Origin of the sequence: Pseudoflavonifractor sp. An44 (assembly GCF_002161675.1) — a bacterium.
GTDB classification, from domain to species: domain Bacteria; phylum Bacillota; class Clostridia; order Oscillospirales; family Oscillospiraceae; genus Enterenecus; species Enterenecus faecium.
The window spans coordinates 111,344-137,890 of sequence record NZ_NFIH01000006.1 but is presented as its reverse complement, the minus strand read 5'-3'; the positions used below and the strand labels follow the sequence as shown (position 1 = coordinate 137,890).

The following is a 26,547-nucleotide window of genomic DNA, read 5'->3' as shown; positions in this document are numbered from 1 at the left end:
GCGCAGTACGAGCAAATTCGTAAACAGCACTTATGCGATTGAACCGCCGTGTACCGAACGGTATGCACGGTGGTGTGAGAGGACGGCTACTCAACTAATGGGTAGCCTCCTACTCGATTACGGTTTGGGGAATTAGTCCACCAGCTTGTCCAGCTCCTTGATGTGCTCGGTGCCGGTGGCGGTGGTGTGTCCGGCCTGCTTGGCGTAGATGCCAACGGTGGCCTGGGACTTCTTCACAGGCTGCATGGTGCCGGCGCCGGCCACACAGCCGCCGGGACAGGCCATGCCCTCCAGCAGGTAGCCGTTGTACTTGCCGGCAGCGGCCAGAGTCAGCAGCTTGCGGCACTCCTTCAGGCCGTCGGCGCTGGCGATCTTCACCTCACGGTCGGGATAGCGCTCGGCGATGACGTTGGCCACAGCCTTGGCCACGCCGCCAGCCACAGCGAAGTTGCGGCCGTCGGTGGAGGCGTCGTTGACGCCGTTGGGGTCCTCTTCCATGGCCTCCAGGTCCAGGTGCTTGGCGTCGAAGATGCCGGACATCTCCTCGTAGGTCAGCACGAAGTCCACCTCGCTGCGCACGCTCTTGCGCATGGCCTCCAGCTTCTTGGCGGCGCAGGGGCCGATGAAGACCACCTTGCCCTCAGGCTGCTGCTGCTTAATGAGGCGGGCAGTGAGCACCATGGGGGTCAGGGCCATGGACACGCTGTCGGCGTGCTGGGGGAACAGCTTCTTGGCCATGACAGACCAGGCGGGGCAGCAGGAAGTGGCCATGAAGGGCAGCTTCTCAGGCACCTCGTTGACAAAGTCCTCGGCCTCCTGCACCGAGCACAGGTCGGCACCGATGGCCACCTCGAACACGTCGGCAAAGCCCAGGGCCTTCATGGCAGCACGCAGCTTGCCGGGAGTGACCTTGGGACCGAACTGGCCCACGAAGGCGGGAGCCACGGCGGCGTACACCCGCTCACCGGACTGGATGGCGCGGATGACCTGGAAGATCTGGGACTTGTCGGCGATGGCGCCGAAGGGGCAGTTGACCAGACACATGCCGCAGGAGACACACTTGTCGTAGTCGATCTCCGCCTTGCCGTTGGCGTCGGTGTGGATGGCGTCCATGCCGCAGGCCTTGGCGCAGGGGCGCTCCTGGACGATGATGGCCTTGTACTCGCACACGTCGGCGCAGCGGCCGCACTTGATGCACTTGTCCTGGTCGATGACGGAACGGCCATTGAAGCGGTCCAGGGTGATGGCGTCCTTGGGGCACACCTCCACGCAGGGGTGAGCCAGACAGCCCTGGCAGCCGTCGGTGACGTGCACCCGCTTCTCCGCGCAGCCGTTACAGGCAAACTTGATGATGTTGATCAGCGGGGGAGTGTAGTAGGTCTCGTCCTTGGCAGCGGCCTCGATGTTGTCGGACAGGGGGGCGTGCTCCCCAGCGCCGCGGCAGGGCAGACCCATGGCCAGACGCAGGCGCTCGCCGACGATGGCGCGCTCCAGAAATACGTCGTTGCGGTAGTTGCCCACCTCACCGGGAATGATCTTGTAGGGCAGCTCCTCAATGCGCTTCTCCACCGGCCACTCGGTGTGATAAGCCATGCGGGCCACCTCGCGGAAAATGCGGTGGCGAATCTCCTGAATACGGGTTTCTACACCTCTCATGTTGTACAGTCCTCCTTCTGTATCTCATGGGTAGTCACATATAGCATACATCAAAAGTCCGGGCTTGTAAATGCAAGATTGGAAAATTGGTGAAAAGTTTCACAAGACTAACGAGAGGGGCCGGGGCGGCCCCTCTCGTGGGGAAGTGCGGCGGGTCAGGCCAGGAACTGAATCTGGTTGACACACACAAAATAGATGCGGTTGTTGGCAGAATTGGACAGCACCAGCACGTTGCCCACGGTGCCCAGCAGGGTGACCCCCTGGAGCACCAGAGGCCCGGCCACGATGGTGACCTTGCGGCTGAGGTTGCTCTGGGACAGGGTGGACAGCAGCCCGGCGGCGCAGCAGCACTCGTCGTCGGAGCAGGCGCAGGAACAGGCGCAGCACCCGCAGGGGGTGAGGCACTGGGACAGGATCTTCTGGATGGTCTGGAAGTTGTTGGCGGTGGCCTGGTCGGAGGTGATGTCCCCGGAGGCGGGGGCGGTTGCGGTTTGCAGGGCCACGGCGGTGAGCTGGCACAGGGGCACCTGGGTGGCGGTGACTCCGGTGCTGGTCTCCGGGGGCGTATTCACCAGGGCGGAGATCTCCAGCAGGTCGCAGTTGCAGGGGGAGAAGCGGCGGAAGGACCCGGACATGGTGTTCAGGTTATCCGAAGGGGTGGTGCCTGCGGGAGTGGTGTTGATGGTGGCCCCTGCCACGTAGGTATCGGTGACAAAGGCGGCCTGGTTGAAGTCCAGCAGGGTGGCCAGCTGACTGTTGCACAAAAGCTGGAGGGCCGCCCGGAAGGACTGCTTGCAGCAGCAGCCCTCCTCCACCGGCTGCGGGGTGGGACAGGGGGGCGTGGGCATGGGCTGGCAGCAGCAGATCATGGGTGTGGTCTGGCCGGGACAGGGATTGGGACAGGGGTTACAGGTATTGCAGGTGTTGCAGGTACAGCTGCCCTTGGAACAGCTGGAATTCTGTTGGGCGGCGAACTCCTCCGCCGTGACAGACCCGTTCCAGGACTGGGTGGGCCAAAGATTCTGGTTCATGTGATTCGCTCCTTTCAAAGGTGGGGTTTCCTCATGGGAAACCGCCAGGGTGCACCACATTCTATGCCAATGGGGGCGGGACGGTCCCCAGAGGAAGAGAAGGAAATAAATTCCGTACTCCACAATATTTCGAAATAATCAAAGCCGCTATTTACAACAGCCACAAGATATGGTATCCTGTCTAAGCGCCACTCGACCAGGGGAAATCCCGGACTCCCTGGAAGACATGGCGGCTGAATTCCATAGAATGCGATGACGACGGTGTGTTGTCCCACCTGGGGCGACCGCCGCTTTGTCCCGCTTAGGGGCGATCTGAAAAGTCGAAATTCTTGACTTTTCCAACCATCAACGCCAGCTACTTCGTTAAAAATACTCGGAATCCATCCAGGATTCCTGCGTTTCTTGCCTCGTATCTGTGCGTTGCTTGTGGAAAATTCGTCGATTTCTTTGTTTTCAGATGCGCCCTAGGATAAAAATAACGGGAGAAAGGGCGTTACAAATGAAAGTAATCAAGCGAGATGGCTCTACTGTAGACTTTGACCGCAGCAAGATTGTCGTGGCCATTCAGAAGGCCAATCTGGCGGTGGAGGAACCCTATCGCATGGACGATGCCTCCATTGAAGCCATCGCCGACTCCGTAGCCAGCAAGGACCGCAAGCGCCTGCTGGTGGAAGACATACAAGATATGGTGGAGAAGCGCCTGATGGAGGCGGAGAAGTATGAGCTGGCCAAGGCTTATATCATCTACCGCTATACCCGCGCTCTGGTGCGCAAGGCCAACACCACTGACGAGTCCATCCTGGCTCTGATCCGTAACGACAACAAGGACCTGGCCGAGGAGAACTCCAACAAGAACACTGCCATTGCCTCCACCCAGCGCGACTACATCGCCGGTGAGGTGAGCCGGGATTTGACCCGTCGTCTGCTGCTGCCGGAGAAGATCTCTAAGGCCCACGACGACGGCGTGCTCCACTTCCACGACGCCGACTACTTTGTCCAGCACATCTTCAACTGCTGCCTGGTGAACATCGGGGATATGCTGGACAACGGAACCATGATCAACGGCAAGCTCATCGAGTCTCCCAAGAGCTTCCAGGTGGCCTGCACCATCGTCACCCAGATCATCGCCTGCGTGGCCTCCAACCAGTACGGCGGCCAGTCCGTGGAAATGAGCCACCTGGGCAAGTATCTGCGTCTGACCTATGAGAAGTACCTGCGCCGCACCCGGGAGGCCGCTCCCGAGCTGGACGACGAGACCGTGGAGAAGATCGCCAAGGCCCGCACCAAGGACGAGCTGAAGAGCGGCGTGCAGACCATCCAGTATCAGATCAACACCCTCATGACCACCAACGGCCAGTCTCCCTTTGTCACCCTCTTCCTGGTGCTGCGGGAGAACGACCCCTATATGGAGGAGAACGCCGCCATCATCGAGGAGATTCTCACCCAGCGCCTGGAGGGCATCAAGAACGAGAAGGGCGTGTACATCACCCCCGCCTTCCCCAAGCTGGTGTACGTGCTGGACGAGTGCAACTGCCTCAAGGGCGGCAAGTACGACTACCTCACCCGCCTGGCGGTGAAGTGCTCGGCCAAGCGCATGTACCCCGACTACATCTCCGCCAAGAAGATGAAGGAGAACTATGAGGGCAACGTGTTCTCACCCATGGGCTGCCGCTCCTTCCTCTCCCCCTGGAAGGACGAGAACGGCAACTACAAGTTCGAGGGCCGCTTCAACCAGGGCGTGGTGTCCATTAACCTGCCCCAGATCGGCATTGTCTCCGGCGGTGACGAGGACAAGTTCTGGACCGAACTGGACCAGCGCCTGGAGCTGTGCTTTGAGGCCCTCATGTGCCGCCACAACGCCCTGAAGGGGGTCCACTCCGACGTGTCCCCCATCCACTGGCAGTATGGTGCCATCGCCCGTCTGGAAAAGGGCGAGACCATCGACAAGCTGCTGGAGGGCGGTTACTCCACCCTGTCCCTGGGCTACATCGGCCTGTATGAGCTGACCCGCCTGGTCAAGGGCTGCTCCCACACCACCCCCGAGGGCGAGGAGTTTGCCCTGCGGGTGATGCGCCACCTGCGGGAGACCACCGACCGGTGGAAGAAGGAGACCGGCCTGGGCTTTGCCCTGTACGGCACCCCCGCCGAGAGCCTGTGCTACCGCTTTGCCCGCATCGACCAGGAGAAGTACGGCACCATCGAGGACGTCACCGACAAGGGCTACTACACCAACTCCTACCACGTGGACGTGCGGGAGCATGTGGATGCCTTCTCCAAGTTCCACTTTGAGAGCCAGTTCCAGAAGATCTCCTCCGGCGGCGCCATCTCCTACGTGGAGGTGCCCAACATGCGCCACAACCTGGAGGCCCTGGAGGATGTGGTGCGCTACATCTACGACAACATCCAGTACGCCGAGTTCAACACCAAGAGCGACTACTGCCAGGTGTGCGGCTACGACGGGGAGATTCAGATCAACGAGGAAGGTCAGTGGGAGTGCCCCAGCTGTGGCAACAAGGACCACAACAAGATGAACGTCACCCGCCGCACCTGCGGCTACCTGGGCGAGAACTTCTGGAACGTGGGCAAGACCAAGGAGATCAAGTCCCGGGTGCTCCACCTGTAAAAGAGAGGGAGCTGCATGAATTACGCCACCATCAAGTGGGCGGACGTGGCCAACGGCCCCGGCGTGCGGGTGTCCCTGTTCGTCTCCGGCTGTACCCACCACTGCCCCGGCTGCTTCAATGAGGAGGCCTGGGACTTCTGCTACGGCAACCCCTTCACCCCGGAGGTAGAGGACAAAATCCTGGAGGCTCTGGCTCCCTCTTATCTCAAGGGCCTGTCCCTGCTGGGCGGCGAGCCCTTTGAGCCCGCCAACCAGGCGGTGCTGCTGCCCTTCCTGAGACGGGTGAAGGAGAAGTATCCAGATAAGGAAATCTGGTGCTACTCCGGTTACACCCTGGACGGGGAGCTGTGGCAGGAAAGCCGGGCCCGGTGTGAACACACCGACGAGATGCTCTCCCTCATTGACGTGCTGGTGGATGGCCGCTTTGTGGAGGAGCTCAAGGACTTAAACCTGCGCTTCCGTGGCTCTGCCAACCAGCGCATCATCGACGTGCCTTCCAGCCTGAAGGCCCATCAGGTGGTGGAGTGGAAGGGCGAGCACACCATCCAGCCCATACAAAAGTAAAGAATACCCCGGCAGCTCTGCTGCCGGGGTATCGCCCGTATCTTGCTATATTTGGAGGAATCCACCTATGACACAACCTGTATCTGTGAAGCTGTTAGACCCCCGGGCCAAGATGCCTACCTATGGCAGCGTGGACGCGGCCGGGGCGGACCTGTACGCCGTCACCGACGGCCCCGTCACTGTGGCCCCCGGCCAGACGGTGCTCATTCACACCGGGCTGGCCCTGGCCATTCCCCAGGGCTTTGTGGGCCTGGTGTACGCCCGCTCTGGCCTTGCCACCAAGCAGGGGCTGGCGCCCGCCAACAAGGTGGGGGTCATTGACGCCGACTACCGGGGCGAGCTGATGGTGGCCCTGCACAACCACAGCGGCGAGAGCCGCACCGTGGAGTGCGGCGACCGCATTGCCCAGCTGGTCATTGCCCCCTACCTCACCGCCCAGTTCACCCAGCAGGAGGAGCTGGACGACACCGTCCGGGGCGAGGGCGGCTTTGGTTCTACCGGAAGTAAATAAGAAAAAAGATTGCCGCCCGGCGCTGTGCCGGGCGGCAAACATTTTACTTCTGGGCTTCCTCTTCCTTGGGAATGATGAGGTTGAGGACGATGGCCATAATGGTGGCCACCACCACGGAGGAGGAGCCGAACACGGTGTTCACCCAGCCGGGGAAGCCAGCGCCGGACAGGCAGCCGGACACCTGGGTGATACCCACGCCCATGGCCACAGACAGGCCCATGACGGCGCTCTTCCGGGGGGTAAAGCCGCCCTGGGTGATCATGCGGATACCGGTCATGGTGATGGCGGCAAACACGGAGATGGTGGCGCCGCCGATGACGCTCTGGGGAATGGTGGTGAGCAGGGAGGCGAACTTGGGCATCAGACCCGCCACCAGCAGGATGCCGGAGGCCAGGGCGAACACGGACCGGTTGATGACCCGGTTGACGGTGACAATGCCCACGTTCTGGCTGTAGGTGGCGGTGGGCAGGCCGCCGAAGAAAGCGCCCAGCACGCTCATGACGCCCTGACCGATGATGCCGCCGGACAGCTCACGGTCGGTGGGCATACGGTCCAGACCGCCCATGGTGGTGGAGCTGAGGTCACCGATGGTCTGCACGGCGTTGACCACGTACACAATGCTCAGGGACACGGCAGCGGAGGGCACGAACTTGATCTCAAAGGGCATGAACTGGGGCAGGGCGAACCACTGGGCGGAGCCGATGGAGGAGAAGTCCACCAGATCCAGAGGGATGGAGATGATGTAGCCCACGATCATGCCGATGAGGATGGCGCCCAGCTTGGTCAGCCCCTTGGTGAAGTTGGTCAGGGCGATGACCACCACCAGGGTGATGAGAGCCACCAGCCAGCTCTTGGGAGTGCCAAACTCAGGGGTGCCAGCCCCGCCAGCCATGTACTTCACGGCAGTGGGGTAGAGGGACAGACCGATGGTGAAGATGACGGTGCCGGTGACCAGGGGCGGGAAGAGGGGGCGGATCCACTTGACGAAGATGCCGAAGACGATGGCCACACAGCCGCCGATGATCTCCGCGCCCAAGATGGTGGCGATGCCGAACTCCGCACCGATGGCCTGGAGGGTGGGGATGTAGGCAAAGCTGATGCCCATAATGACGGGCAGGCCCGCTCCGATGCGCCCGAAGATGGGGAACAGCTGGAGGAGGGTGGCCAGGGCGGTGAGGATGAGGGAGACCTGAATCATCAGGGTCTTTTGCTCCTCGCTGAGGCTACAGGTGTTGGAGATGAGGATGGCGGGGGTGATGATGCCCACCACGGCAGCCACCACGTGCTGGAGTCCCAGGGGAATGAGCTGTCCTGTGGGGGGGACACCCTTCCACTGGAATACCGTGTCGGATTTGGTTTGTTTCATCTGCTTCTCTCCTTCTCGTTTTCTCTTTGTGTTGTCCATACTTAAAAAACACCGGGAGGGAACACAAGGTGTTCCCTCCGAGATTGTCATGGAAAAAGCCAAAGACCATGCAGGGAGTCGTGACGATCTTGCATTGACAAAAGCCCTCGGCAGAGTTTTCCGCCCGCAGGCGGGAAAAAATTGAAATCTGTTTTTTCCGGGGACATGCGCCTCGGAAAAAACACCTCTCAGCCCGCCAGTGTGGAATCGGGTCGTCCTTTGACCCGATTATGCATGCAGCGGGCTGCATCCCCTCGAGAAAACGCTTGCGTTTTCGAGAAATGATTATACATTGAAGCGGAAGAGAATGATGTCTCCGTCCTTGACCACATAGTCCTTGCCCTCGGAGCGGATCAGGCCCTTCTCTCGGGCGGCGGCCATGGAGCCGCAGGCCTTCAGGTCCTCAAAGGCCACAGTCTCGGCCCGGATGAAGCCCCGCTCGAAGTCGGAGTGAATCTTACCGGCGGCCTGGGGGGCCTTGGTGCCGTTTACGATGGTCCAGGCACGGCACTCGTCCTCACCGGCGGTGAGGTAGGAGATGAGGCCCAGCAGGGTGTAGCTGGCGTTAATGAGACGGTCCAGACCGGACTGGGCGATGCCCAGGTCCTCCAGGAACATGGCCTTCTCCTCGCCGTCCAGCTGGGCGATCTCTGCCTCCAGCTGGGCGCACACGGGGATGCACTGGGCCCCTTCCTCGGCAGCCCGCTGGGACACCTGCTGATAGTACTCCACCTGGTCGGGGTGGGAGAAGCCCTCCTCATCCAGGTTGGCGGCATAGATGACAGGCTTGAGGGAGAGCAGTTCACTGGTGGCGATGAGGGCGGCGTCCTCCTCGTCCACCTGGCTGAGGTAGCTGCGGGCGGACTTGCCCTCGTTGAGCCAGTCCCGCAGGCCCTGGAACACCTCTGCCTCGTGGAGGAACTTCTTATCCGCCTTGGCGGCCTTGGTGGCCTTGTCAATGCGGCGGTCGGCCATCTCCACGTCGGCCATGATGAGCTCCAGGTCGATGATATCAATGTCCCGGATGGGGTTGGTGGAGCCCTCCACGTGGATGACGTTCTCGTCGTCAAAGCAGCGCACCACGTGGACAATGGCGGCGCACTCCCGGATGTTGGCCAGGAACTTGTTGCCCAGACCCTCGCCGTGGCTGGCGCCCTTCACCAGACCGGCGATGTCCACGAATTCCACCACAGCGGGGGTGGTCTTCTTGGGCTTGTAGAACTCACTGAGCCAGTCCAGACGGGCATCGGGGACGGCCACGATGCCCACGTTGGGGTCGATGGTGCAGAAGGGGTAGTTGGCGCTCTCCGCACCGGCGTTGGTGATGGCGTTGAACAGGGTCGATTTGCCCACGTTGGGCAGACCCACAATACCGAGCTTCATAGATAAGGACATCCTTTCAGACGTTAGATATTCTCAACGATTATACAGGGTTTGGCATGGAATTACAAGACGAAGCAGAGAAAACTGTGGGCATAGCTCTTTTATTTTGCAAGATGGTATGATATGATATCACTATTGCACAACAATTCCATTCACAGGCATATTCAAGGAAACAAATCGGATTTTTATGAGGAGTTTGAAATGGACACACAGGAAAAGTGGTTGGAGTGGGCCATGGAATTACAGAGCATCGCGCAGGCAGGCCTGTTCTATTCCAAAGACAGATTTGATTTGGAACGGTTTGAGCGGGTCCGCACGGTGGCAGCGGAAATGGTTTCCCATCAAACGGAGCTTCCGCTCAACAAGGTCAAGGATTTGTTTTGCAACGAAACGGGGTATCAAACGCCGAAAATTGACACGAGGGCAGCCATGTTTGACCAGGGGAAAATCCTGCTGGTGCAGGAGCATGACGGCCGATGGGCGCTCCCGGGCGGTTGGTGCGATGTGGATGTCTCGGTGAAAGAGAACACCATCAAAGAGGTCAAGGAGGAAGCCGGCCTGGATGTCACTGCGGATAAAATCATAGCCGTACAGGATCGGTCAAAGCACAATTTGCCCGTATACCCCTACGGTGTATGCAAGATCTTTGTCTTATGCACCGTAGTTGGCGGCCACTTTGAAGAAAACATCGAGACCCAAGGGTTTGCCTATTTCTCGGCGGAGGAACTGCCAACATTGGCAACGGAAAAAAACAACGAGGAACAGATCCGCATGTGCTTCGATGCGTTTCACAGTCCCAACTGGGAGGTCCTGTTTGATTAAAGCAGAGACCTTGGTAGGCGACGTGTGGGAAGGGTCCTTTTATTTTGAAACATGGTGTGATATGATAACACTATTGTATAACAATTCCTTCCATCCCAGATGGAAGAGTGGAAAAAGGAGTTAGACAAATGGATTACGCAGCAGAATCTTTGAAACTTCACTACCAGTGGCGGGGCAAGCTGGACACTGTGCCCAAGATGGAGGTCAAGGACCGCCAGGCCCTGTCCCTGGCCTACACCCCCGGCGTGGCCCAGCCCTGCCTGGAGATTCAGAAGGATATCAGCAAGAGCTACGAGCTCACCGGACGGTGGAACACCGTGGCGGTGGTCACCGACGGCACCGCCGTGCTGGGCCTGGGCGACATCGGCCCCGAGGCCGGTATGCCGGTGATGGAGGGCAAGTGCGTGCTGTTCAAGGCCTTCGGCGACGTCAACGCCGTGCCCCTGTGCATCCGCTCCAAGGACGTGGACGAGATCGTCCACACCGTTTCCCTGCTGGCAGGCTCCTTCGGCGGCATCAACCTGGAGGACATCTCCGCCCCCCGCTGCTTTGAGATCGAACGTAAGCTCAAGGAAGTGTGCGACATTCCCATCTTCCACGACGACCAGCACGGCACCGCCATCATCGTGGCCGCTGCCCTCATCAACGCCCTGAAGCTGGTGAACAAGAAGATTGAGGACATCACCGCCGTGTTCTCCGGCGCTGGCGCCGCTGGCACCGCCATTTTCAAGCTCTTGAAGTCCATGGGCCTGGGCGACGCCATCATCTGTGACCGCAAGGGCGCCATTTGCTCGGCCCGCACCGACCTCAACAACGAGAAGAAGGCCCTGCTGGAGCTGTCCAACAAGCAGGATAAATCTGGATCCCTGGCCGACGTGATGGTGGGTGCCGACCTGTTCATCGGCGTGTCCTCCCCCGGCGTGGTTACCCCCGAGATGGTGAAGACCATGGCCCCCAACCCCATCCTCTTCCCCATGGCCAACCCCGTGCCCGAGATCATGCCTGACCTGGCCCGGGAGGCTGGGGCCGCCGTCATCGGCACTGGCCGCAGCGACTTCCCCAACCAGATCAACAACGTCCTGGCCTTCCCCGGCGTGTTCCGGGGCGCCTTCGACGTGCGGGCCAGCGATATCAACGAGGAGATGAAGCTGGCCGCCGCCCGGGCTCTGGCCCAGCTGGTCAGCGACGAGGAACTCACCCCCGACTATATCATTCCCGCTCCCTTTGACCAGCGGGTGTGCCCCGCCGTGGCCGCCGCTGTGGCCCAGGCGGCCCGGGACAGCGGCGTGGCCCGTATCTAAGGCCCGGGACTCCATACACACCAGTTAGGAGGTTATGACATGAACCAGGATACCAATACCCACGGCAGCGAACAGGACAACCTGCACTATCTGCGCATGCTGGCCAAGCAGTACCCCACGGTCCAGGCCGCCAGCACGGAAATCATCAACCTCCAGGCCATTCTCATCCTTCCCAAGGGCACCGAGCACTTCATCTCGGATGTCCACGGGGAGTACGAGGCCTTCCAGCATATCCTCAACTCCGCCTCCGGGGTGGTGCGGGAGAAGATCGACCAGCTGTTTGCCACCAGCGTGTCCAAGGCGGACCGGGACCAGCTGGCCACCCTCATCTACTACCCCCGGGAGAAGCTGGAGGAGCTCCAGAGCCGCATGAACCAGGAGGACATGGAGGAGTGGTACCGCCTGACCTTCCACCGCCTCATTGAAATCTGCTGTCTGGTCAGCTCCAAGTACACCCGCTCCAAGGTGCGTAAGGCCATGCCCCGTGAGTACGCCTATATCATCGACGAGCTCATCCACACCCACTACGAGGACACCGACAAGCGGGACTACTACGAGAATATCATCTCCACCATCATCGAGTTGGACCGAGCCGGGGACTTCCTGGTGCAGCTGTGCCAGCTCATCAAGCGCCTGGCGGTGGACCACCTGCACATTGTGGGGGATATCTTCGACCGGGGCCCCGGTGCGGATATCATTCTGGACGCCCTGATGGACCACCACAGCGTGGACATCCAGTGGGGCAACCACGACGTGCTGTGGATGGGCGCCGCCTCCGGCTCCCGTACCCTGGTGGCCACGGTGCTGGTCAACTCCCTGCGCTACAACAACCTGGACGTCATCGAGACGGGGTACGGCATCTCCCTGCGCCCCCTGTCTGTGTTCGCCGCCGAGGTGTACAAGGACTGTGACGTCAGCCGCTTTGAGGTCAAGCTCAGCCGGGAGGACGAGGAGAACTACAACGAGCGGGACAAGCGCCTGGCCGCCCAGATGTACAAGGCCATCACCATCATCCTCTTCAAGCTGGAGGGGCAGAAGATCATGCGCAACCCCTGCTTCCGCATGGATGATCGGCTGCTGCTGGACAAGATCAACTATGAGGACAAGACGGTGGTGGTGGACGGCAAGACCTACGCCATGGAGGACACCGACTTCCCCACCGTGGACCCCGCCGACCCCTACACCCTCACCCCGGAAGAGGAGAAGCTCATCAACCAGCTCACCCGCTCCTTCCGCCACAGTGAGAAGCTCCAGCGCCACGTCCGCTTCCTCTACTCCAAGGGCAGCCTGTACCAGGTGTTCAACGGAAACCTGCTGTTCCACGGCTGTATCCCCATGACCGAAGAGGGAGAGTTCATGCGCTTTTCCATCGGCTGCGACAGCCTGGGGGGCAAGGAGTTTCTGGACTTTGCCGACCTGGCCGCCCGCAGGGCCTATTATGATAAGGTGGGCTCCCCGGAGCGGCAGTTCGGCATGGACTTTTTGTGGTTTTTGTGGGCCGGGCGTAACAGCCCCATCTTTGGCCGGGACCGCATGACCACCTTCGAGCGGCGGTTCATTGCCGACGAGTCCACCTGGACCGAGCAGAAAAATGCCTACTATCGCCTGTACCACGACCCCCAGGTGTGTGAGAAAATCCTCCACGAGTTCGGCCTGGAGGGGGCCCACTCCCACATCATCAACGGACACATCCCGGTGAAGTCCAAGAAGGGGGAGAGCCCGGTGAAGGGGGGCGGCAAGCTCATCGTCATTGACGGCGGGTTCTGCAAGGCCTACCAGAAGACCACCGGCATTGCCGGGTATACCCTCATCTACAACTCCAACTTCATGCGCCTGGTCTCCCACCAGCCCTTTGCAGGCCGGGAGCGGGCCATCCATGAGAACTGGGATATCTCCTCCAGCTCGGAAATCTTCGAGCGCATGGAACAGCGCATGAAGATTCGGCAGACCGACGTGGGCCGCCAGCTGCTGGAGCAAATCCGGGACCTCAAGGACCTGGTGGCCGCCTACCGGGCTGGTGAAATTGTGGAAAATCATTCATAATCCAAGGAGAATTGCCGTAGACTTCCAGGGTCTACGGCAATTTTTTGTCCCTTTTGCAATTTGACTTTTGTGTAAAATTCGTGTATAGTCTGTGTGAATATGCAAAAAGGAAAGGAACCTGGAGAAATTGTGATGGAATGGAAAGAAATGGACAAGAAAAGGAGAGGGATTCTGCTCACCGTGATGCTGCTGACCCCCGTGACGGCGTTTTATCTCATGCAGCTGATCATGGGCACCAAGTTCGTAGACGTCAAGCTCATGGCAGTGGCGGCCAACGGGCTGTGGTTGGCCGGGGTGTACGGACTGCTGTGTTCCTTCACTGGGTACCCGGTGATGAGCAGCTTGGTGGTGCACCTGCTGTCCGCCCTATGGGGCATGGCCAACTACTTTGTCAATCTGTTCCGGGGTACCCCCATTCTCCCCTGGGACTTCTCCGCGCTGGAGACGGCGGCAGCGGTGTCCGGCAGCTACAAGCTGAGCTTGACCCGTGACATGTACCTGTGGCTGGGCGTGCTGCTGGTGGCGGCCATTCTCTTGCGCAAGTACTTAACCTGGGGCAAGTTCCGGCCCACAGGAAAGACCATCATGCCCCGTGTGGCGGGGGTGGTGGCCGGCCTGAGCCTGATGTTCATCTTTGCCCAGCCCGCCGTGCTGGAGCAGATGAAGGTGGGGGCCTACACCTGGCAGCAGATGGTGGGCTACTGCACTGACGGAGCCCTCAGCGCCTTTTTTGACAACACCAAGTACATGGAAGTGGAGCAGCCCACCAACGCCACCATTGACGACGTGAAGTACGTCCTCAGCCAGGTGGAGGACGCCCAGGGGGAGGGGCTGACCTTCCACGTGGAGGGCCCCGCCGACCAGCAGGGCAGCACCCAGACCGGGGAGAAGTACAACGTCATCGCCATTATGAACGAGTCTTGGGCGGACTTTGAGAGCTACGGCAACCTGTCTCTCAGCGAGAGCGTCATGGACTACATCAAGTCCCTGGACAACGCCGTCTTTGGCCACGCCTATTCCTCTGTGTTCGGCGCTGGCACCAGCGCCTGTGAGTTTGAGTTCCTCACAGGCAACTCCATGGCCTTCCTGCCCTCGGGCAGCGCCCCCTATCAGCAGTACATCACCCAGGAGACCCCCTCCATGGCTTCCCTGTTGGGGGATTTGGGCTATCGCACTTTGGCCTTCCACCCCGGAGAGGTGAAGTCCTGGAACCGGGATAAGGCCTATCCGCTGCTGGGGTTTGACGAGATGAAGTTCCGCCAGGACCTGGATGTGCCCGAGCTCATCGAGCACGCCTACCCCAGCGACTACTCCGACTTCCAGCAGATCATCTGGGAGTTTGAGCACAAGGAGGCCGGGGAGCCCCTGTTCCTCTTCAACGTCACCTATCAGAACCACGGCGGCTATGAGGAGCCGGACTACCCCACCGAAGTGACCCTCACCGACTGCCCCGGCCAGTACCCCCGGGCGGAGCAGTACCTGACCCTGGCCAACAAGACCGACGAGTATTTCAAAGAGCTGGTGGACTACTTCTCCACCTATGAGGAGCCCACCATCATCGTCATGTTCGGAGACCATCCCCCCTCTCTGGAGCAGGAGTTCCTGGACAAAGCCTATGGAGTGGCCCAGGCGGACATGACCATGGAGCAGTATATGGCCAAGTTCCAGGTGCCCTTTGTCATCTGGTCCAACCGCCCCCTGGAGGCCGAGGACGCGCCCCAGGAGACCAGCCTCAACTTCCTGGGCCAGTACCTGCTGGAATATGCGGGCATTGAGACCGACCTGTACGGCAAGTTCCTTCAGGAGGTGCAGCAGCAGCTGCCCGTGTTCACCTCGGTGGGCTACATTGACACCCAGGGCAAGGCCTACAGCCACTGGGAGACCACCCAGTATGAGCAGCTCCTCAAGGACTACCAGCTGCTGCAATATGATCGGCTGTTTGGTATTTCTGATGTAACATAAATTGCATAAAAAAGGAGCGTTCCGCCTGGAACGCTCCTTTTTTATGCAATTTATGGCCGCAGCCGTCCATATAGCTTGGTCATCCGGTACAGCCGATGGGCCAGCTCCTGGGTGAGATAGCCGGGGGTGGCCCGCCACTGCCAGTTCTCCCCGGTGGTGGAGGGGGTGTTGATACGCCCTTCACTGCCCAGGCCCAGCACGTCCTGCATCTGTACGATGGTGTACCGGGCGGCACTGGCCCAGATGCCCCGCATCATGCCCCAGTTCTCCCCCTCTTCCGGGGTGAGGTTCAGGTAGGCCCGGGCGGCGGCCACGTCGTCCGGGTCGGCGGTGCGGGTCCAGCCCAGGGCGGTGTCGTTGTCATGGGTGCCCACATAGGCGATGCAGTTGACGGGGTAGTTGTGGGGCAGGTACAGGTTTTGCCCGCTGTCCCGGTGGTCGAAGGCAAATTCCAGCACTTTCATGCCGGGGTACCCGGTGTCGGCCAGCATCTGGTGCACCGAGGGGGTGAGAAAGCCCAGGTCCTCGGCGATGATGGGCCGATCCCCCAGGGTCTCCTTGAGGATGTTGAAGAAGGCGATGCCCGGACCAGGACGCCAACGGCCCCGGCGGGCGTTTTTGTCCCCGGCGGGGATGGCATAGTAGGAGTCAAAGCCCCGGAAGTGGTCAATGCGCAGCACATCATAGATGGTGAACTGGAAGGCCACCCGGCGCATCCACCATTCATAGCGGTTTTCCGCCATGCCCTCCCAGTCAAAGAGGGGATTGCCCCACAGCTGTCCGTCCTCGGAGAAGCCGTCGGGGGGACACCCGGCCACCTCGGTGGGGCACAGGTCCTCGTCCAGCTGGAACTGCTGGGGATTGGCCCACACGTCGGCGCTGTCCGAGGCCACATAGATGGGCAGGTCCCCGATGATGGAGATGCCCTGGTGGTTGGCGTACTCTTTCAGGGCTTTCCACTGGGCGAAGAAGAGGAACTGTACCCCCTTCCAGAAGAGGATGGAGTCGGCCAGCTCGCCCGCCAGCTCCTCCACCGCCTGGGGCTGGCGCAGCCGGATGGGGTCGGGCCATTGGGACCAGGGTGCCCCATCATAGTAGTCTTTGAAGGCCATAAACTGGGCGTAGGGCTCCAGCCACTCCTGCTGGGTGCGGCAGAAGACGGCCAGCTCCTGGGGCCGCTTGATGCTCAGACGAGATACCGCCCGGCGGAGGATGGGGAACCGCTGGCGGTAAATGAGACCGTAGTCCACCTGGGTGGGACTCTCCCCCCAGGTGAGGGTCTGAAACTCCTCGGGCAGCAGCAGCCCCTCCTGGGCCAAATCATCCAGATCAATGAAGTAGGGGTTGCCGGCAAAGGAGGAGAAGGACTGATAGGGGGAATCCCCAAACCCGGTGGGGCTGATGGGGAGAATCTGCCAGTAGGTCTGGCCGGACTCCACCAGGAAGGAGACAAAATCCCGGGCGCTTTGACCCAGCGTACCCACGCCATAGGGGGAGGGCAGGGCGGAAATGGGCATCAAAATACCGGAACTTCTCATGGAACATCCACCTTTCTCTCACAGGAAAACAACACCGCCGGTTCCCGCTGCGGTGTGCCAGATCGGAGGGAAGCTGGAGAGACAGGGGAACGGAGGAATTTATATTGTGTATTATGCTATAAAATGACGAAAAATGCAAGGGGGTTTGACAAGTTTTTGCACAAAGTATACAGCGGCGAAGACGAATAGCGTTCTGTTGTCATGATCTTCCGGGGAGACAACCGGAAGAAGCGTGAGTGTATTCACGAGTATCCACAATCCAGTACCATAGAAGAGCAGAAGGGAGGGAAAGGAAATGGGAAATCTGTATGGCTATATTCGTGTCAGCACCAGAGAGCAGAATGAGGATAGACAGCTTCTTGCCATGAAAGAATTATTCATCCCGGAGAAAAATATGTTCATAGATAAGCAATCGGGCCAGGATTTTCAACGGCCCCAGTACCGGAAAATGGTGCGAAAATTAAAAAAAGACGATTTGCTTTTTATCAAAAGCATCGATCGTCTAGGGAGAAACTATTCTGAAATTCTGGAGCAATGGCGGATTCTGACCAAGGAAAAGGGCATTGACATTGTGGTACTGGATATGCCGCTATTGGACACTCGCCGGGGCAAGGACCTGATGGGAACATTTTTAAGCGACATTGTCCTGCAAGTGCTGTCCTTTGTGGCAGAGAATGAACGCACCAACATCCGGCAGCGTCAGGCGGAAGGGATCGCTGCGGCCAAGGCAAGGGGCATCCGCTTTGGCAGGCCTCCGAAGCCGTTGCCGGAAAATTTTCATCGCCTGTATCAACAATGGAAAAGCGGAAAAATAACCGGTACCACAGCTGCAAAGCTGTGTGGAATGCCGCTGTCTACGTTCCGATATCGTGCGGAAATTTACGAAAATGCCAAATTACTGTAAGTGGGCGATTTTGCGGAAATGTGTACTTTTTTGTAAAATACACACCTCTTTAAGTGAGCAAAATCATTCTACTATAACACGGAAGGAAAATCCAGTGGCAAATGTAAAAATCAGCAAAGTGCACACAAAATTATCTGGAAAATATACCTGCAAAAAAGTACACGATTATGTAAGTGAAAATCAAAGACTTTGCAGGGAGGAAAAGAGATGTCAAAAGAGAGTAAAATGGTAACTTGTAAGCATTGTGGAGCTGAAATTGCTGCGAGTGCCAAGACATGCCCCCAGTGTGGCGGGAAAAACAAGAAGCCCATTTATAAGCGCCCGTGGTTTATTGCTGTGATTGCCATTATCATTCTTGGCGCAATTGGCGGTTCTTTGGGCGGCGAAACCGCCGACAAGCCGGGGAAAACTGATGCTCCAGTGTCCCAATCTGAGAACATCAACACCACACAGCCGGAATCCGAAACCCCGGAAATCACTTATACCGCATATGCCGTCTCTGAGCTGATGGATGATTTGAATGGCAACGCACTGAAAGCAGCGGAGAAGTATAAGGACCAGTACGTGGAGTTGACGGGTCGCCTGAATGTCATTGACAGCAGCGGTATGTACATTTCCATTGTCTCTACCCAGGACGAATTTGCCATTTTGGGAGTTCAGTGCTACATCAAGTCGGAGGACCAGAAAACAGCGGTGATGGATATGGCTGTGGGTGACACCTTGGTGGTCAAAGGAAAAATTACAGATGTGGGAGAAATTTTAGGGTATTCCCTGGATATTGACTCCGTGGAAAAAGCGGCAAATTAAATAGCTCATAATCGATGAAAGGATTTCCATACCGGAAATTCTTTCATCGGCTTCTAGAAGTGGAATTGCCTGAAAGACCCTCAGCGGTAGAAGATCACATAATTGTCCCCCTCCTCACATATATATGCTCGTGTGAGAACCATGAGGGAGTGTTGCCGTTTGAAAGGGAACATGGAAGAGCGAGCCTGCGAGATGGCACTGTACATCATCGAAGAGAAGGGCACGGTGCGCAGTGCCGCCCAGAAATTCGGCTTGAGCAAATCCACGGTGCACAAGGACCTGTCCGAGCGGCTGCCCACCTTCAACCGCCCACTGTATGAGCAGGTGAAGGTGGTGCTGGAGGTCAACAAGGCCCAGCGACACATCCGGGGCGGCCTGGCCACCCGGAAAAAGTACAAAGGGGAATGAGAACATCATCGGCTGTGGCAGGTCAAGGGCGGCGTGCCACAGCCGATTTTGTGTGCAGCGGCGGAAATTTGACATTATCACAGTTTCCAATCTGGCCTGTTTACCGGAATCTTACAACTTATCCGTACAAAAACAACGGGAAAAGTGGAGGTTGTCTGGAAAAAGACGGGAGGAACGGAAAAAATGTATTGTAAAGTACGTACAAATTTACGGAGTTGACCGGCTTTCCCTTGAGCAAAATGGACAGACTATGGTACAATAAGCATACCAATCTTGGCAAATAAGGAGGAAGCTATGAAGACCAACTGGAAACGGCCGGCATCTGCGGCCCTGGCAGCGGTGATGACCCTGTCGCTGGTGCCCCTTTCGGGCACGGTGCGAGCGGCGGAGCCTGTCCAGCCCACTGCCCACTATGACATGTCCCACAGCGGAAATCAGCTGCTGGACGTGTCAGGAAATGACAACCACGCCACGTTGTACAACACCGTAGACGGGAATTTCTCCACCTACGGGGAAACCAATGTGCTGCACTTTGCCAACAAGCAGTACGCCACCCTGCCCCAGGGGCTGATTGGCGAGTCGGACAACGACTGCGCCGTGGAGATCACCCTGTCTGTGGACGGGGGCAACTCCGCCCAGTGGGCCTGGGTCATCGGTGATGGCGTGGGCAACTGGGGGGATGGCCGCATTGGCAACTACCTGTTTGTGGGCCCCAAGTCCAACCAGGGCAGCTATGCCGGAAAGACCCTCACGGGCATTAAGGTGGGCAACGAGGCCGCCGGCGGCGAGAAGCGCAGCAGCGTGCCCAATGTGGGCTGGAGCGACGGCTACCACACCCTCACCGTGGTCAGCGAGGACCAGACCGTCACCACCTACCTGGACGGCGTGGCCATCTCCACCATTGACCACGACTACAACCTGGCCGACGTCATCCCCGACGGGGATGTGCTGGGCTACATCGGAAAGTCCCTCTACGCCCCCGACCCCATGCTCACCGCCGATGTGGTGGACATGAAGGTCTATGACGAGGCCCTGACCCAGGAGCAGGTCCAAGCCAGCATGCCTGGTGTGGAGGTGCTGGCCGATCTGATGATGGACGACATCATGGCGGAAGTGCTCAGCGGCAACTCCTCCGCCGACCAAGTGACCCGTGATCTGTACTTCCCCACCACCGTGGGCAGCGCCACCCTTACCTGGGGGGAGAGCAGCAACCCCGACGTGGTGGACGCTGACGGCGTGGTCACCCCCTCGGTGGACGGGGATGTCACCGTCACCATCCCTGTGACCATCACCATCCACGGCGAGAGCGTGGAGAAGACCATCACCGTCACCGTGCTGGCCGGGGAGCCGGGCAGCAATGAGGGCGAGCTGGTGGCCGCCTACGACATGACCCACGAGGGCAACACCTTGGTGGACGTGTCCGGCAACGGCAACGACGCCACCCTGTATGACACCCAGGACGGCGACTTCGTCACCTATGGCGATCAGACCGTGTGGCAGCTGGACGGGGCTGGCTATGCCACCCTGCCCTCCTCCATCACCGAGGCCATCGGGGACAGTGAGAACTTCACCATGCAGGCCACCGTCACCACCCAGACCAACGCCGCCCACTGGCTGCTGACCATCGGCGACGGCTTCGGCAACTGGAACGACAAGAACGTGGGGGACTACATCTTCGTCAATCCCTGTGAGAGCAACGGCAACTTCCTGGCCGCCATCAAGACCGGCATCGGCAGCGCCTGGAAGGAGACCCGCCTGCCCGTGGTGGACAGCGGTATGGGCCACGTGGAGGGCTTCGGCACTGTGACTTTGGTGGGCCGGGGCGGCACCCTGAGCCTGTATCTGGACGGGGAGCGGGTGTCCACCGTCACCCAGGACAAGACCATCCAGGACGTGCTCCCCGAGGGCGACGTGATGGGTTACATCGGCAAGTCCCTGTACACCCTGGACTCCCTGCTCAAGGCCAACATCTCCGACGTGAAGGTCTGGTCCTACGCCCTGAGCAAGTCTGAGATCGAGGCCTCTCTGCCCACCGGGGAGGACAAGGCGGACATGGTCATGGCCGACCTGTACGATGTGGTCAAGGGGGACAACGCCAGCCTGGACACCGTCACCGACGACCTCACCTTCCCCACCAAGCTGGACAACGTGACCCTCACCTGGGGCACCTGGGATAACACCGACGTCATCGCCGCCGACGGCACCGTCCACGCCGTGGTGGGCCAGGAGACCAAGGTCACCATTCCCGTGTCCTTCCAGGTGGACGGTGAGAGCTACACCGTGGAGCTGAAGGTCACTGTCATGCCTCTGGATGTGGACCAGGAGCTCACCGAGGCCCTGGAGTCCATCGACATCCCCAACAAGGACGACGTGCGGGGCAATATCACCCTGCCTGAGACCACTTCCAACGGCTTGGACATCACCTGGACCACTGACCGGGCCGACATCGTCAACGTGGAGCCCATCCCCGCCACCGTGGAGGGCTATGACGACACCCCCGCCGGAACCGTCACCCGTCCCGCCAGTGACACCGTGGTCACCGTCACCGCCCAGGTGACCCTGGCCGACCAGACCGTCACCAAGGACATCGCCCTCACCGTGAAGGCCGCTCCTGAGAAAATCAGCGAGGAGGACTACACCGACTACTTCTTCACCTACTTTGCCGGCGAGGGCTACTCCGACGGCGAGCAAATCTACTTTGCCGCCAGCCAGGACGGCCTGAACTGGACCGACCTGAACAGCAACAACCCCGTGCTCACCTCCGACACGGGCGAGAAGGGCGTCCGTGACCCCTTTATCATCCGCTCTCCCGAGGGGGACAAGTTCTACCTCATCGCCACCGACCTGAAGATCTATGGCAACGGCGACTGGAACCGGGCCCAGACCGCAGGCAGCCAGGCCCTGATGGTGTGGGAGTCCACCGACCTGGTGAACTGGTCCGACATGCGCATGGTCACCGTCAGCGCTGGCATTGACGCCGGATGTACCTGGGCCCCCGAGGCCACCTATGACCCCCTCACCGGGGAGTATGTGGTGTACTGGGCCTCCAAGGTCTCGGAGGACGGCTACGCCAAGCAGCGGCTGTACTACGCCAAGACCCGGGACTTCTACACCTTCACCGAGCCCCAGGTGTTCATTGACATGGACGAGTCCTCCATTGACACCACCATCATCCGCTCTTCCGAGGACGGCAAGTACTACCGCTACACCAAGAACGAGGGCGGTGCCACCAACGACTACGGCGCCAAGACCAAGACCGTGTATGTGGAAGTGGCCGACACCCTGCTGGGCGAGTGGACCCACATCCCCTCCGACTCCCTCAACGCCAACCAGTGGGTGGAGGGCCCCACCATCTTCCAGTTCAACCAGGATGACCAGGACAACGGCGCTTACTGCCTGCTGGTGGACCAGTTTGGCGGCATTGGCTATTACCCCCTGGTCACCGATGACCTGACCACCGGTGAGTTTGCCCAGCCCGACACTGCCTTCAAGATGCCCAGCCGTGCCCGCCACGGCACCCCCATCCGCATCACCTCTGAGGAGTACGCCCGTCTGATGCAGCAGTACGGTGGCCAGACCGTGGACAACAGCAGCCTCCAGGCCGCTGTGGACGCCCAGGTGGAGGCAAACCTCCAGGCTGCCGACTACACTCAAGACAGCTGGGAGCGCTATGACGCCGCCCTCACCAACGCCCAGGCCATTCTGGACAAGGGCACTTCCGCCACTGCCGCTGAGGTCAGCGCTGCCCAGGCCGAGCTGGAGGCCGCCGCCATGGCCCTGGTGCCCGCCAACCGCGCCGCTCTGGAGCAGCTGGTGGAGGAGTGCGCCGCCCTCACCAATGACGGCTACACCCAGGAGAGCTGGGACGCCTTCCAGTCCGCTCTGACGAGTGCCCAGACCCTGCTGCTCAACAGCGCCGCCACTCCCGCCGATCTTGCCGCCGCCACCGATGCCCTGGAGCAGGCCAAGGCCGCGCTGGAGAAGGAGGAGCAGCCCGGCCAGGCCGACAAGTTCCTGCTGGAGTACGCCTACCACTACGCCCTGGAGCAGGACACCTCCAACCTGATTCCCACCGTGGCCGCCAAGTTTGAGGCTGCCATGGACAACGCCAAGGCGGTTCTGGACGACCCCGCCGCCACCCAGACCCAGGTGGACGCCGCCTTTGACCAGCTGGTGGAGGCCATCCACATGCTGGACTTCACCCGTGGCGATAAGACCATGCTGGAGCTGCTCATCACCCGGGCCGACGGCATGGTGGACAACGCTGACAAGTATATGCCCGACAACTGGCAGCTGTTGGTGGACGCTCTGGCCAAGGCCAAGGACGTGTACGCCGACCAGGACGCCATGGACGGGGACATCCAGCCCGTAGTGGACGAGCTGCTCAGTGCCATTCTGGCCCAGCGCTTCAAGGCCGACAAGTCCATTCTGGAGGACCTCATCCATCAGTACCAGGATACCGACCTGGAGGGCTACACTGCCCAGTCTGTGGCCGCCTTCCGCAGCGCTCTGGCTGCCGCCCAGGCTGTGATGTCCGACGAGACCCTGTCTGAGGAGGACCAGGCCACCGTGGATGCCGCCGCCGAAGCCCTGAAGGCCGCCTATGAGGGCCTCACTGCTGAGAATCCCCAGCCCTCTGAGACCCCCGAGGCCTCCCAGAAGCCTGAGGCCACCGACAAGCCCCAGACCACCGAGAAGCCCGAGCGCGTGCCCCAGACCGGGGACAACGCCCAGCTGATGGGCTACGTGGTGGCTCTGGCCGCCGCTGTGTGCCTGCTGGCTGGCGCCACCGTTGCCGTGCGCCGTCGCCGCAGCTGATAAGCTCAAAAACGCCGGAGTCAGGTCTGTCCTGACTCCGGCTTTTTCATATCTTGGTTATTCCTTTTCAAAGGACACGATGGTCACGTCGTGAATCCACTGGGCGCTGAGGAATCGGCGCAGGCCGAAGATACACTTGATGATGTTCTCACTCATCATGGACAGGTACACCCAGAAGATGCCCAGCTGGAACACCAGGCCGGACAGGGCGGCCAGGGGGATGGCGGCCAGCCACAGGGGGGAGAGGTCGATGAGGGTGGCCATGCGCACGTCACCGCCGCCCCGGAGCACGCCCACGATGTTGGTGGTGTCAAAGGAGCGCAGGGGCATGAAGCAGAAGACCACCGTGAGCATCATGGTGCAGATGTCCCCGGCCTGGGCGGACAGGTGGAAGAGAGGGTAGAGGTAGGGGGCGATGATAAAGTAGAGGATGAGCAGGAACACGCCTCCCGACACCAGCCCGAAGGTGAAGGCCAGCACATCCAGCAGCGCCCCCAGGCTGAACACCTGGTCGGTGCGCCCCGAGCCGATCTCCTGCCCCACCAGGATGGCGGCGGTGCCGCCGATGGCGAACACGCCCACCGTGCACAGGTTGGTGATGTTGCCGGCGATGGCATAGGCGGCCAGAATCTCCTTGGACCCGTCCATATGGCCCATGATGGTGGGGAACAGGGAGGTGCCCAGGCCCCAGAAGGTCTCGTTGCACATCACGGGGGTGGAGAAGCGGATAAACCGCCGGGTCATCTCCAGGCCGGGGCGGAAGAAGATGGCGGGCTGGATGCGGAAGCCACGGTCCCGGATGGCCCACACCACGGCAATGGAGCAGGAGAGAATACGGGCCAGCAGGGTGGCCAGGGCTGCGCCCTCCTCAGCCATGCGGGGAGCGCCCAGGTTGCCGAAGATGAACACCCAGTTGAGGAAGGTGTTGCCCAGCATGGACACCGCCAGGATATACATGCCTCGGTTGGGCTTGCCCATGGCCCGGTGTGCCCCGATATACACCTGGACAAAGCTGTCAAAGAAGTAGGACCAGCCCACAATGCGGGCATAGCGGGCGGCGGTGGCGATGACGTCGGGGTCGTTGCCGAACAGGCTCATGAAGGGCTGGGTGGCAAAGCCCGTGATGAGGGCAAAGACCAGGGTGATGGCCCCGGCCACATACATGCCGATGCCAATGACCCGGTTGATGGAGGCATAGTCTCCCTTGCCCCGGTATTGGCTGATGAGCACCGCCGAGCCGCTCTGGATGCCGAACATCATCAGCTGGATGACAAACACCGGGATGTTGGCCAGGGTGACGCCCGCCAGAGGGCCTTCGCCCAGGGTGCCCACCATGAAGGTGTCCACCAGGCCGAGGGAGTTGGTGATGAGGTTTTGAATGAGGATGGGGAGGGCCAGGGCCACCAGATGGCGGTAAAAGCCCGGCTCCCGTCGGAAGAAGGAACGCATAACAGACCTCGCAGTACGATAAGATTAGGACAGGGTGGTAAACAGGGTGGCGGCGGCCTCTTTGAGAGCGGCCACCAGTCGGTCCGCCTCCTCCTGGGTGGAGGCGGGGGAGAAGGACAGGCGCAGCGCCCCGTCCAGCCAGGGCTTGGGCAGCCCCAGGGCGGCAAAGACGTGGCTGGGCTTGCCTTTGTGGCAGGCGGAGCCGGAGGAGATGCAGATGCCCGCATCCCCCAGCACCCGCACCACCACCTCGCTCTTATACCCGGGCAGGGTGACGGCGCAGATGTGGGGGGCGTCCCCCTGGGTGATGACCTCCAGCTGGGGCAGCGCCTCGTGCAGCTTCTGGAGGGTGTAGGCCTTGATGGCGGCGGTGCGGGGGAGGCGGTCGGTCTGGGCCATGGTGGCCTGACAGGCGGCGGCAAACCCGGCGATCTGGGCGGTGGGCTCGGTGCCCGAGCGCATGCCGTTTTCCTGCCCGCCTCCGGTGAGGTAGGGGGTGAGACGGACCCCCTTTTTCACCAGCAGGGCGCCAATGCCCTTGGGGGCGCCAATCTTGTGGCCGCTCACCGACACAAAGTCCGCCCCCAGGGAGGCCATGGTGTAGGGTACCTTCAAAAAGCCCTGGACGGCGTCGCAGTGGAACAGAATGGTCTTGTCATAGGCCTTCACCAGCTTCACACACTGGGCCACCGGGAGCACGGAACCAACCTCGTTGTTCACCAGCATCATGGACACCAGGGCGGTGTCCGGGCGCAGGGCGGCGGCCAGGTCCTGGGGGTTGATGCGGCCCTCCCGATCCGGCTTGAGGTAGGTCACCTCATAGCCCTGGCGCTCCAGGTCCCGGCAGGTCTCCAGCACGGCGGCGTGCTCAATGGCGGTGGTGATGATGTGCTTGCCCTTCCGGCGGTTCAGCTCCACCCCTCGGCGGATGGCCCAGTTGTTGCCCTCGGTGCCGCAGGAGGTGAAGTACACCTCCTGGGGCGTGCAGCCCAGAGCACGGGCCACCGTCTCCCGGTGGGTCTTCACCCCCTGGGCGGCCTCCCGGCCCAGAGGGTAGCGGGAGGAGGGGTTGCCAAAGTGTTGCAGGGCCTCCATCACGGCCTCCATGGCCTGGGGGGAGACGGGGGTGGTGGCGGCATAATCGAAGTAAGTGACGGACATAGATACAGACCTTCTTACATTAATATAATATTTGCAAACGAGCAGATAACATTCTACTGATGGACAGGGGAAATGTCAACACCCCAGAGGGGGAGAATGTTGGGGTGGAGCAGACAGGGTGCGACAGGAAAATTCTTGACACCTCTGGGGAGGCAATGCTA

The 26,547-nt window shown here is 60.3% G+C and carries 18 protein-coding genes; 11 read left to right on the top strand and 7 right to left on the bottom strand.

Features of this window, described 5'->3' with window-relative positions; all coding sequences use genetic code 11:
- Positions 1–132 precede the first annotated feature (132 nt).
- Both B5F98_RS04620 and B5F98_RS04615 read right to left on the bottom strand, forming a co-directional pair.
- A complete protein-coding gene (locus tag B5F98_RS04620) occupies positions 133–1,656 on the bottom strand; it encodes a 4Fe-4S dicluster domain-containing protein (RefSeq protein WP_087234505.1) in 1,524 nt (507 codons plus the stop codon).
- Positions 1,657–1,811: 155 nt separating this feature from the next.
- Positions 1,812–2,687, bottom strand: coding sequence for a CotA family spore coat protein (locus tag B5F98_RS04615; RefSeq protein ID WP_087369903.1), 876 nt, complete (start codon positions 2,685–2,687; stop codon positions 1,812–1,814).
- Between the two features lie 499 nt (positions 2,688–3,186).
- On the opposite strand from B5F98_RS04615, the gene nrdD reads away from it, so the two are divergent.
- The 3 genes from nrdD (at position 3,187) to dut (ending at position 6,385) form a co-directional block, all read left to right on the top strand.
- The gene (nrdD, locus tag B5F98_RS04610; protein ID WP_087369901.1) at positions 3,187–5,310 is read left to right on the top strand and encodes an anaerobic ribonucleoside-triphosphate reductase; all 2,124 of its coding nucleotides are present in this window, start codon (positions 3,187–3,189) and stop codon (positions 5,308–5,310) included.
- A 15-nt stretch (positions 5,311–5,325) separates the two neighbouring features.
- Positions 5,326–5,874: an anaerobic ribonucleoside-triphosphate reductase activating protein gene (gene nrdG, locus B5F98_RS04605; RefSeq protein WP_087369899.1), complete on the top strand. Its 549-nt coding sequence runs from the start codon at positions 5,326–5,328 to the stop codon at positions 5,872–5,874.
- 67 nt (positions 5,875–5,941) lie between these two features.
- Positions 5,942–6,385, top strand: a complete 444-nt coding sequence (gene dut / locus B5F98_RS04600; RefSeq protein ID WP_087369897.1) for a dUTP diphosphatase — start codon at positions 5,942–5,944, stop codon at positions 6,383–6,385.
- 43 nt (positions 6,386–6,428) lie between these two features.
- On the opposite strand, the gene B5F98_RS04595 is transcribed toward dut, so the two are convergent.
- Complete coding sequence (locus tag B5F98_RS04595; protein ID WP_087369895.1) at positions 6,429–7,751, bottom strand: solute carrier family 23 protein; 1,323 nt, start codon at positions 7,749–7,751, stop codon at positions 6,429–6,431.
- A gap of 324 nt (positions 7,752–8,075) precedes the next feature.
- Positions 8,076–9,173, bottom strand: coding sequence for a redox-regulated ATPase YchF (ychF, locus tag B5F98_RS04590; RefSeq protein WP_087369893.1), 1,098 nt, complete (start codon positions 9,171–9,173; stop codon positions 8,076–8,078).
- Between the two features lie 201 nt (positions 9,174–9,374).
- Between ychF and B5F98_RS04585 the strand changes: the two genes are divergently transcribed.
- From B5F98_RS04585 to B5F98_RS04570, 4 genes are all read left to right on the top strand, one after another.
- Entirely contained in the window at positions 9,375–9,995 is a 621-nt protein-coding gene (locus tag B5F98_RS04585; RefSeq protein ID WP_087232572.1) for an NUDIX hydrolase, read from the top strand.
- Positions 9,996–10,123: 128 nt separating this feature from the next.
- A complete protein-coding gene (locus B5F98_RS04580; RefSeq protein ID WP_087369891.1) occupies positions 10,124–11,296 on the top strand; it encodes an NADP-dependent malic enzyme in 1,173 nt (390 codons plus the stop codon).
- A gap of 39 nt (positions 11,297–11,335) precedes the next feature.
- Positions 11,336–13,339 (top strand): fructose-1,6-bisphosphatase, encoded by a 2,004-nt coding sequence (locus B5F98_RS04575; protein WP_087369890.1) that lies wholly within the window; start codon positions 11,336–11,338, stop codon positions 13,337–13,339.
- Positions 13,340–13,471: 132 nt separating this feature from the next.
- Positions 13,472–15,301, top strand: a complete 1,830-nt coding sequence (locus B5F98_RS04570) for an LTA synthase family protein (protein WP_087369888.1) — start codon at positions 13,472–13,474, stop codon at positions 15,299–15,301.
- Positions 15,302–15,351: 50 nt separating this feature from the next.
- Here B5F98_RS04570 and malQ read toward each other — a convergent pair whose 3' ends face one another.
- A complete protein-coding gene (gene malQ, locus B5F98_RS04565) occupies positions 15,352–16,839 on the bottom strand; it encodes a 4-alpha-glucanotransferase (protein WP_087369886.1) in 1,488 nt (495 codons plus the stop codon).
- Between the two features lie 295 nt (positions 16,840–17,134).
- Between malQ and B5F98_RS04560 the strand changes: the two genes are divergently transcribed.
- From B5F98_RS04560 to B5F98_RS04545, 4 genes are all read left to right on the top strand, one after another.
- Positions 17,135–17,743, top strand: a complete 609-nt coding sequence (locus B5F98_RS04560) for a recombinase family protein (RefSeq protein WP_087232587.1) — start codon at positions 17,135–17,137, stop codon at positions 17,741–17,743.
- Between the two features lie 207 nt (positions 17,744–17,950).
- Positions 17,951–18,550, top strand: coding sequence for a zinc ribbon domain-containing protein (locus B5F98_RS04555; protein ID WP_087232590.1), 600 nt, complete (start codon positions 17,951–17,953; stop codon positions 18,548–18,550).
- A gap of 159 nt (positions 18,551–18,709) precedes the next feature.
- A complete protein-coding gene (spoIIID, locus tag B5F98_RS04550; protein WP_087232593.1) occupies positions 18,710–18,958 on the top strand; it encodes a sporulation transcriptional regulator SpoIIID in 249 nt (82 codons plus the stop codon).
- 294 nt (positions 18,959–19,252) lie between these two features.
- Entirely contained in the window at positions 19,253–23,776 is a 4,524-nt protein-coding gene (locus tag B5F98_RS04545; protein WP_087369884.1) for an immunoglobulin-like domain-containing protein, read from the top strand.
- Between the two features lie 57 nt (positions 23,777–23,833).
- Here the strand turns inward: B5F98_RS04545 and B5F98_RS04540 are convergent, their stop codons facing one another.
- Both B5F98_RS04540 and B5F98_RS04535 read right to left on the bottom strand, forming a co-directional pair.
- On the bottom strand, positions 23,834–25,225 hold the full coding sequence (locus tag B5F98_RS04540; RefSeq protein WP_087369881.1) for an MATE family efflux transporter: 1,392 nt from the start codon (positions 25,223–25,225) through the stop codon (positions 23,834–23,836).
- A 24-nt stretch (positions 25,226–25,249) separates the two neighbouring features.
- The gene (locus B5F98_RS04535; protein WP_087369879.1) at positions 25,250–26,386 is read right to left on the bottom strand and encodes a cysteine desulfurase family protein; all 1,137 of its coding nucleotides are present in this window, start codon (positions 26,384–26,386) and stop codon (positions 25,250–25,252) included.
- Positions 26,387–26,547 lie beyond the last annotated feature (161 nt).

Coding starts and splice junctions, on each gene's coding strand:
- B5F98_RS04620 (WP_087234505.1), bottom strand. CDS start 1,656: ATGAGAGGTGTAGAAACCCGTATTCAGGAGATTCGCCACCGCATTTTC.
- B5F98_RS04615 (WP_087369903.1), bottom strand. CDS start 2,687: ATGAACCAGAATCTTTGGCCCACCCAGTCCTGGAACGGGTCTGTCACG.
- nrdD (WP_087369901.1), top strand. CDS start 3,187: ATGAAAGTAATCAAGCGAGATGGCTCTACTGTAGACTTTGACCGCAGC.
- nrdG (WP_087369899.1), top strand. CDS start 5,326: ATGAATTACGCCACCATCAAGTGGGCGGACGTGGCCAACGGCCCCGGC.
- dut (WP_087369897.1), top strand. CDS start 5,942: ATGACACAACCTGTATCTGTGAAGCTGTTAGACCCCCGGGCCAAGATG.
- B5F98_RS04595 (WP_087369895.1), bottom strand. CDS start 7,751: ATGAAACAAACCAAATCCGACACGGTATTCCAGTGGAAGGGTGTCCCC.
- ychF (WP_087369893.1), bottom strand. CDS start 9,173: ATGAAGCTCGGTATTGTGGGTCTGCCCAACGTGGGCAAATCGACCCTG.
- B5F98_RS04585 (WP_087232572.1), top strand. CDS start 9,375: ATGGACACACAGGAAAAGTGGTTGGAGTGGGCCATGGAATTACAGAGC.
- B5F98_RS04580 (WP_087369891.1), top strand. CDS start 10,124: ATGGATTACGCAGCAGAATCTTTGAAACTTCACTACCAGTGGCGGGGC.
- B5F98_RS04575 (WP_087369890.1), top strand. CDS start 11,336: ATGAACCAGGATACCAATACCCACGGCAGCGAACAGGACAACCTGCAC.
- B5F98_RS04570 (WP_087369888.1), top strand. CDS start 13,472: ATGGAATGGAAAGAAATGGACAAGAAAAGGAGAGGGATTCTGCTCACC.
- malQ (WP_087369886.1), bottom strand. CDS start 16,839: ATGAGAAGTTCCGGTATTTTGATGCCCATTTCCGCCCTGCCCTCCCCC.
- B5F98_RS04560 (WP_087232587.1), top strand. CDS start 17,135: ATGGGAAATCTGTATGGCTATATTCGTGTCAGCACCAGAGAGCAGAAT.
- B5F98_RS04555 (WP_087232590.1), top strand. CDS start 17,951: ATGTCAAAAGAGAGTAAAATGGTAACTTGTAAGCATTGTGGAGCTGAA.
- B5F98_RS04545 (WP_087369884.1), top strand. CDS start 19,253: ATGAAGACCAACTGGAAACGGCCGGCATCTGCGGCCCTGGCAGCGGTG.
- B5F98_RS04540 (WP_087369881.1), bottom strand. CDS start 25,225: ATGCGTTCCTTCTTCCGACGGGAGCCGGGCTTTTACCGCCATCTGGTG.
- B5F98_RS04535 (WP_087369879.1), bottom strand. CDS start 26,386: ATGTCCGTCACTTACTTCGATTATGCCGCCACCACCCCCGTCTCCCCC.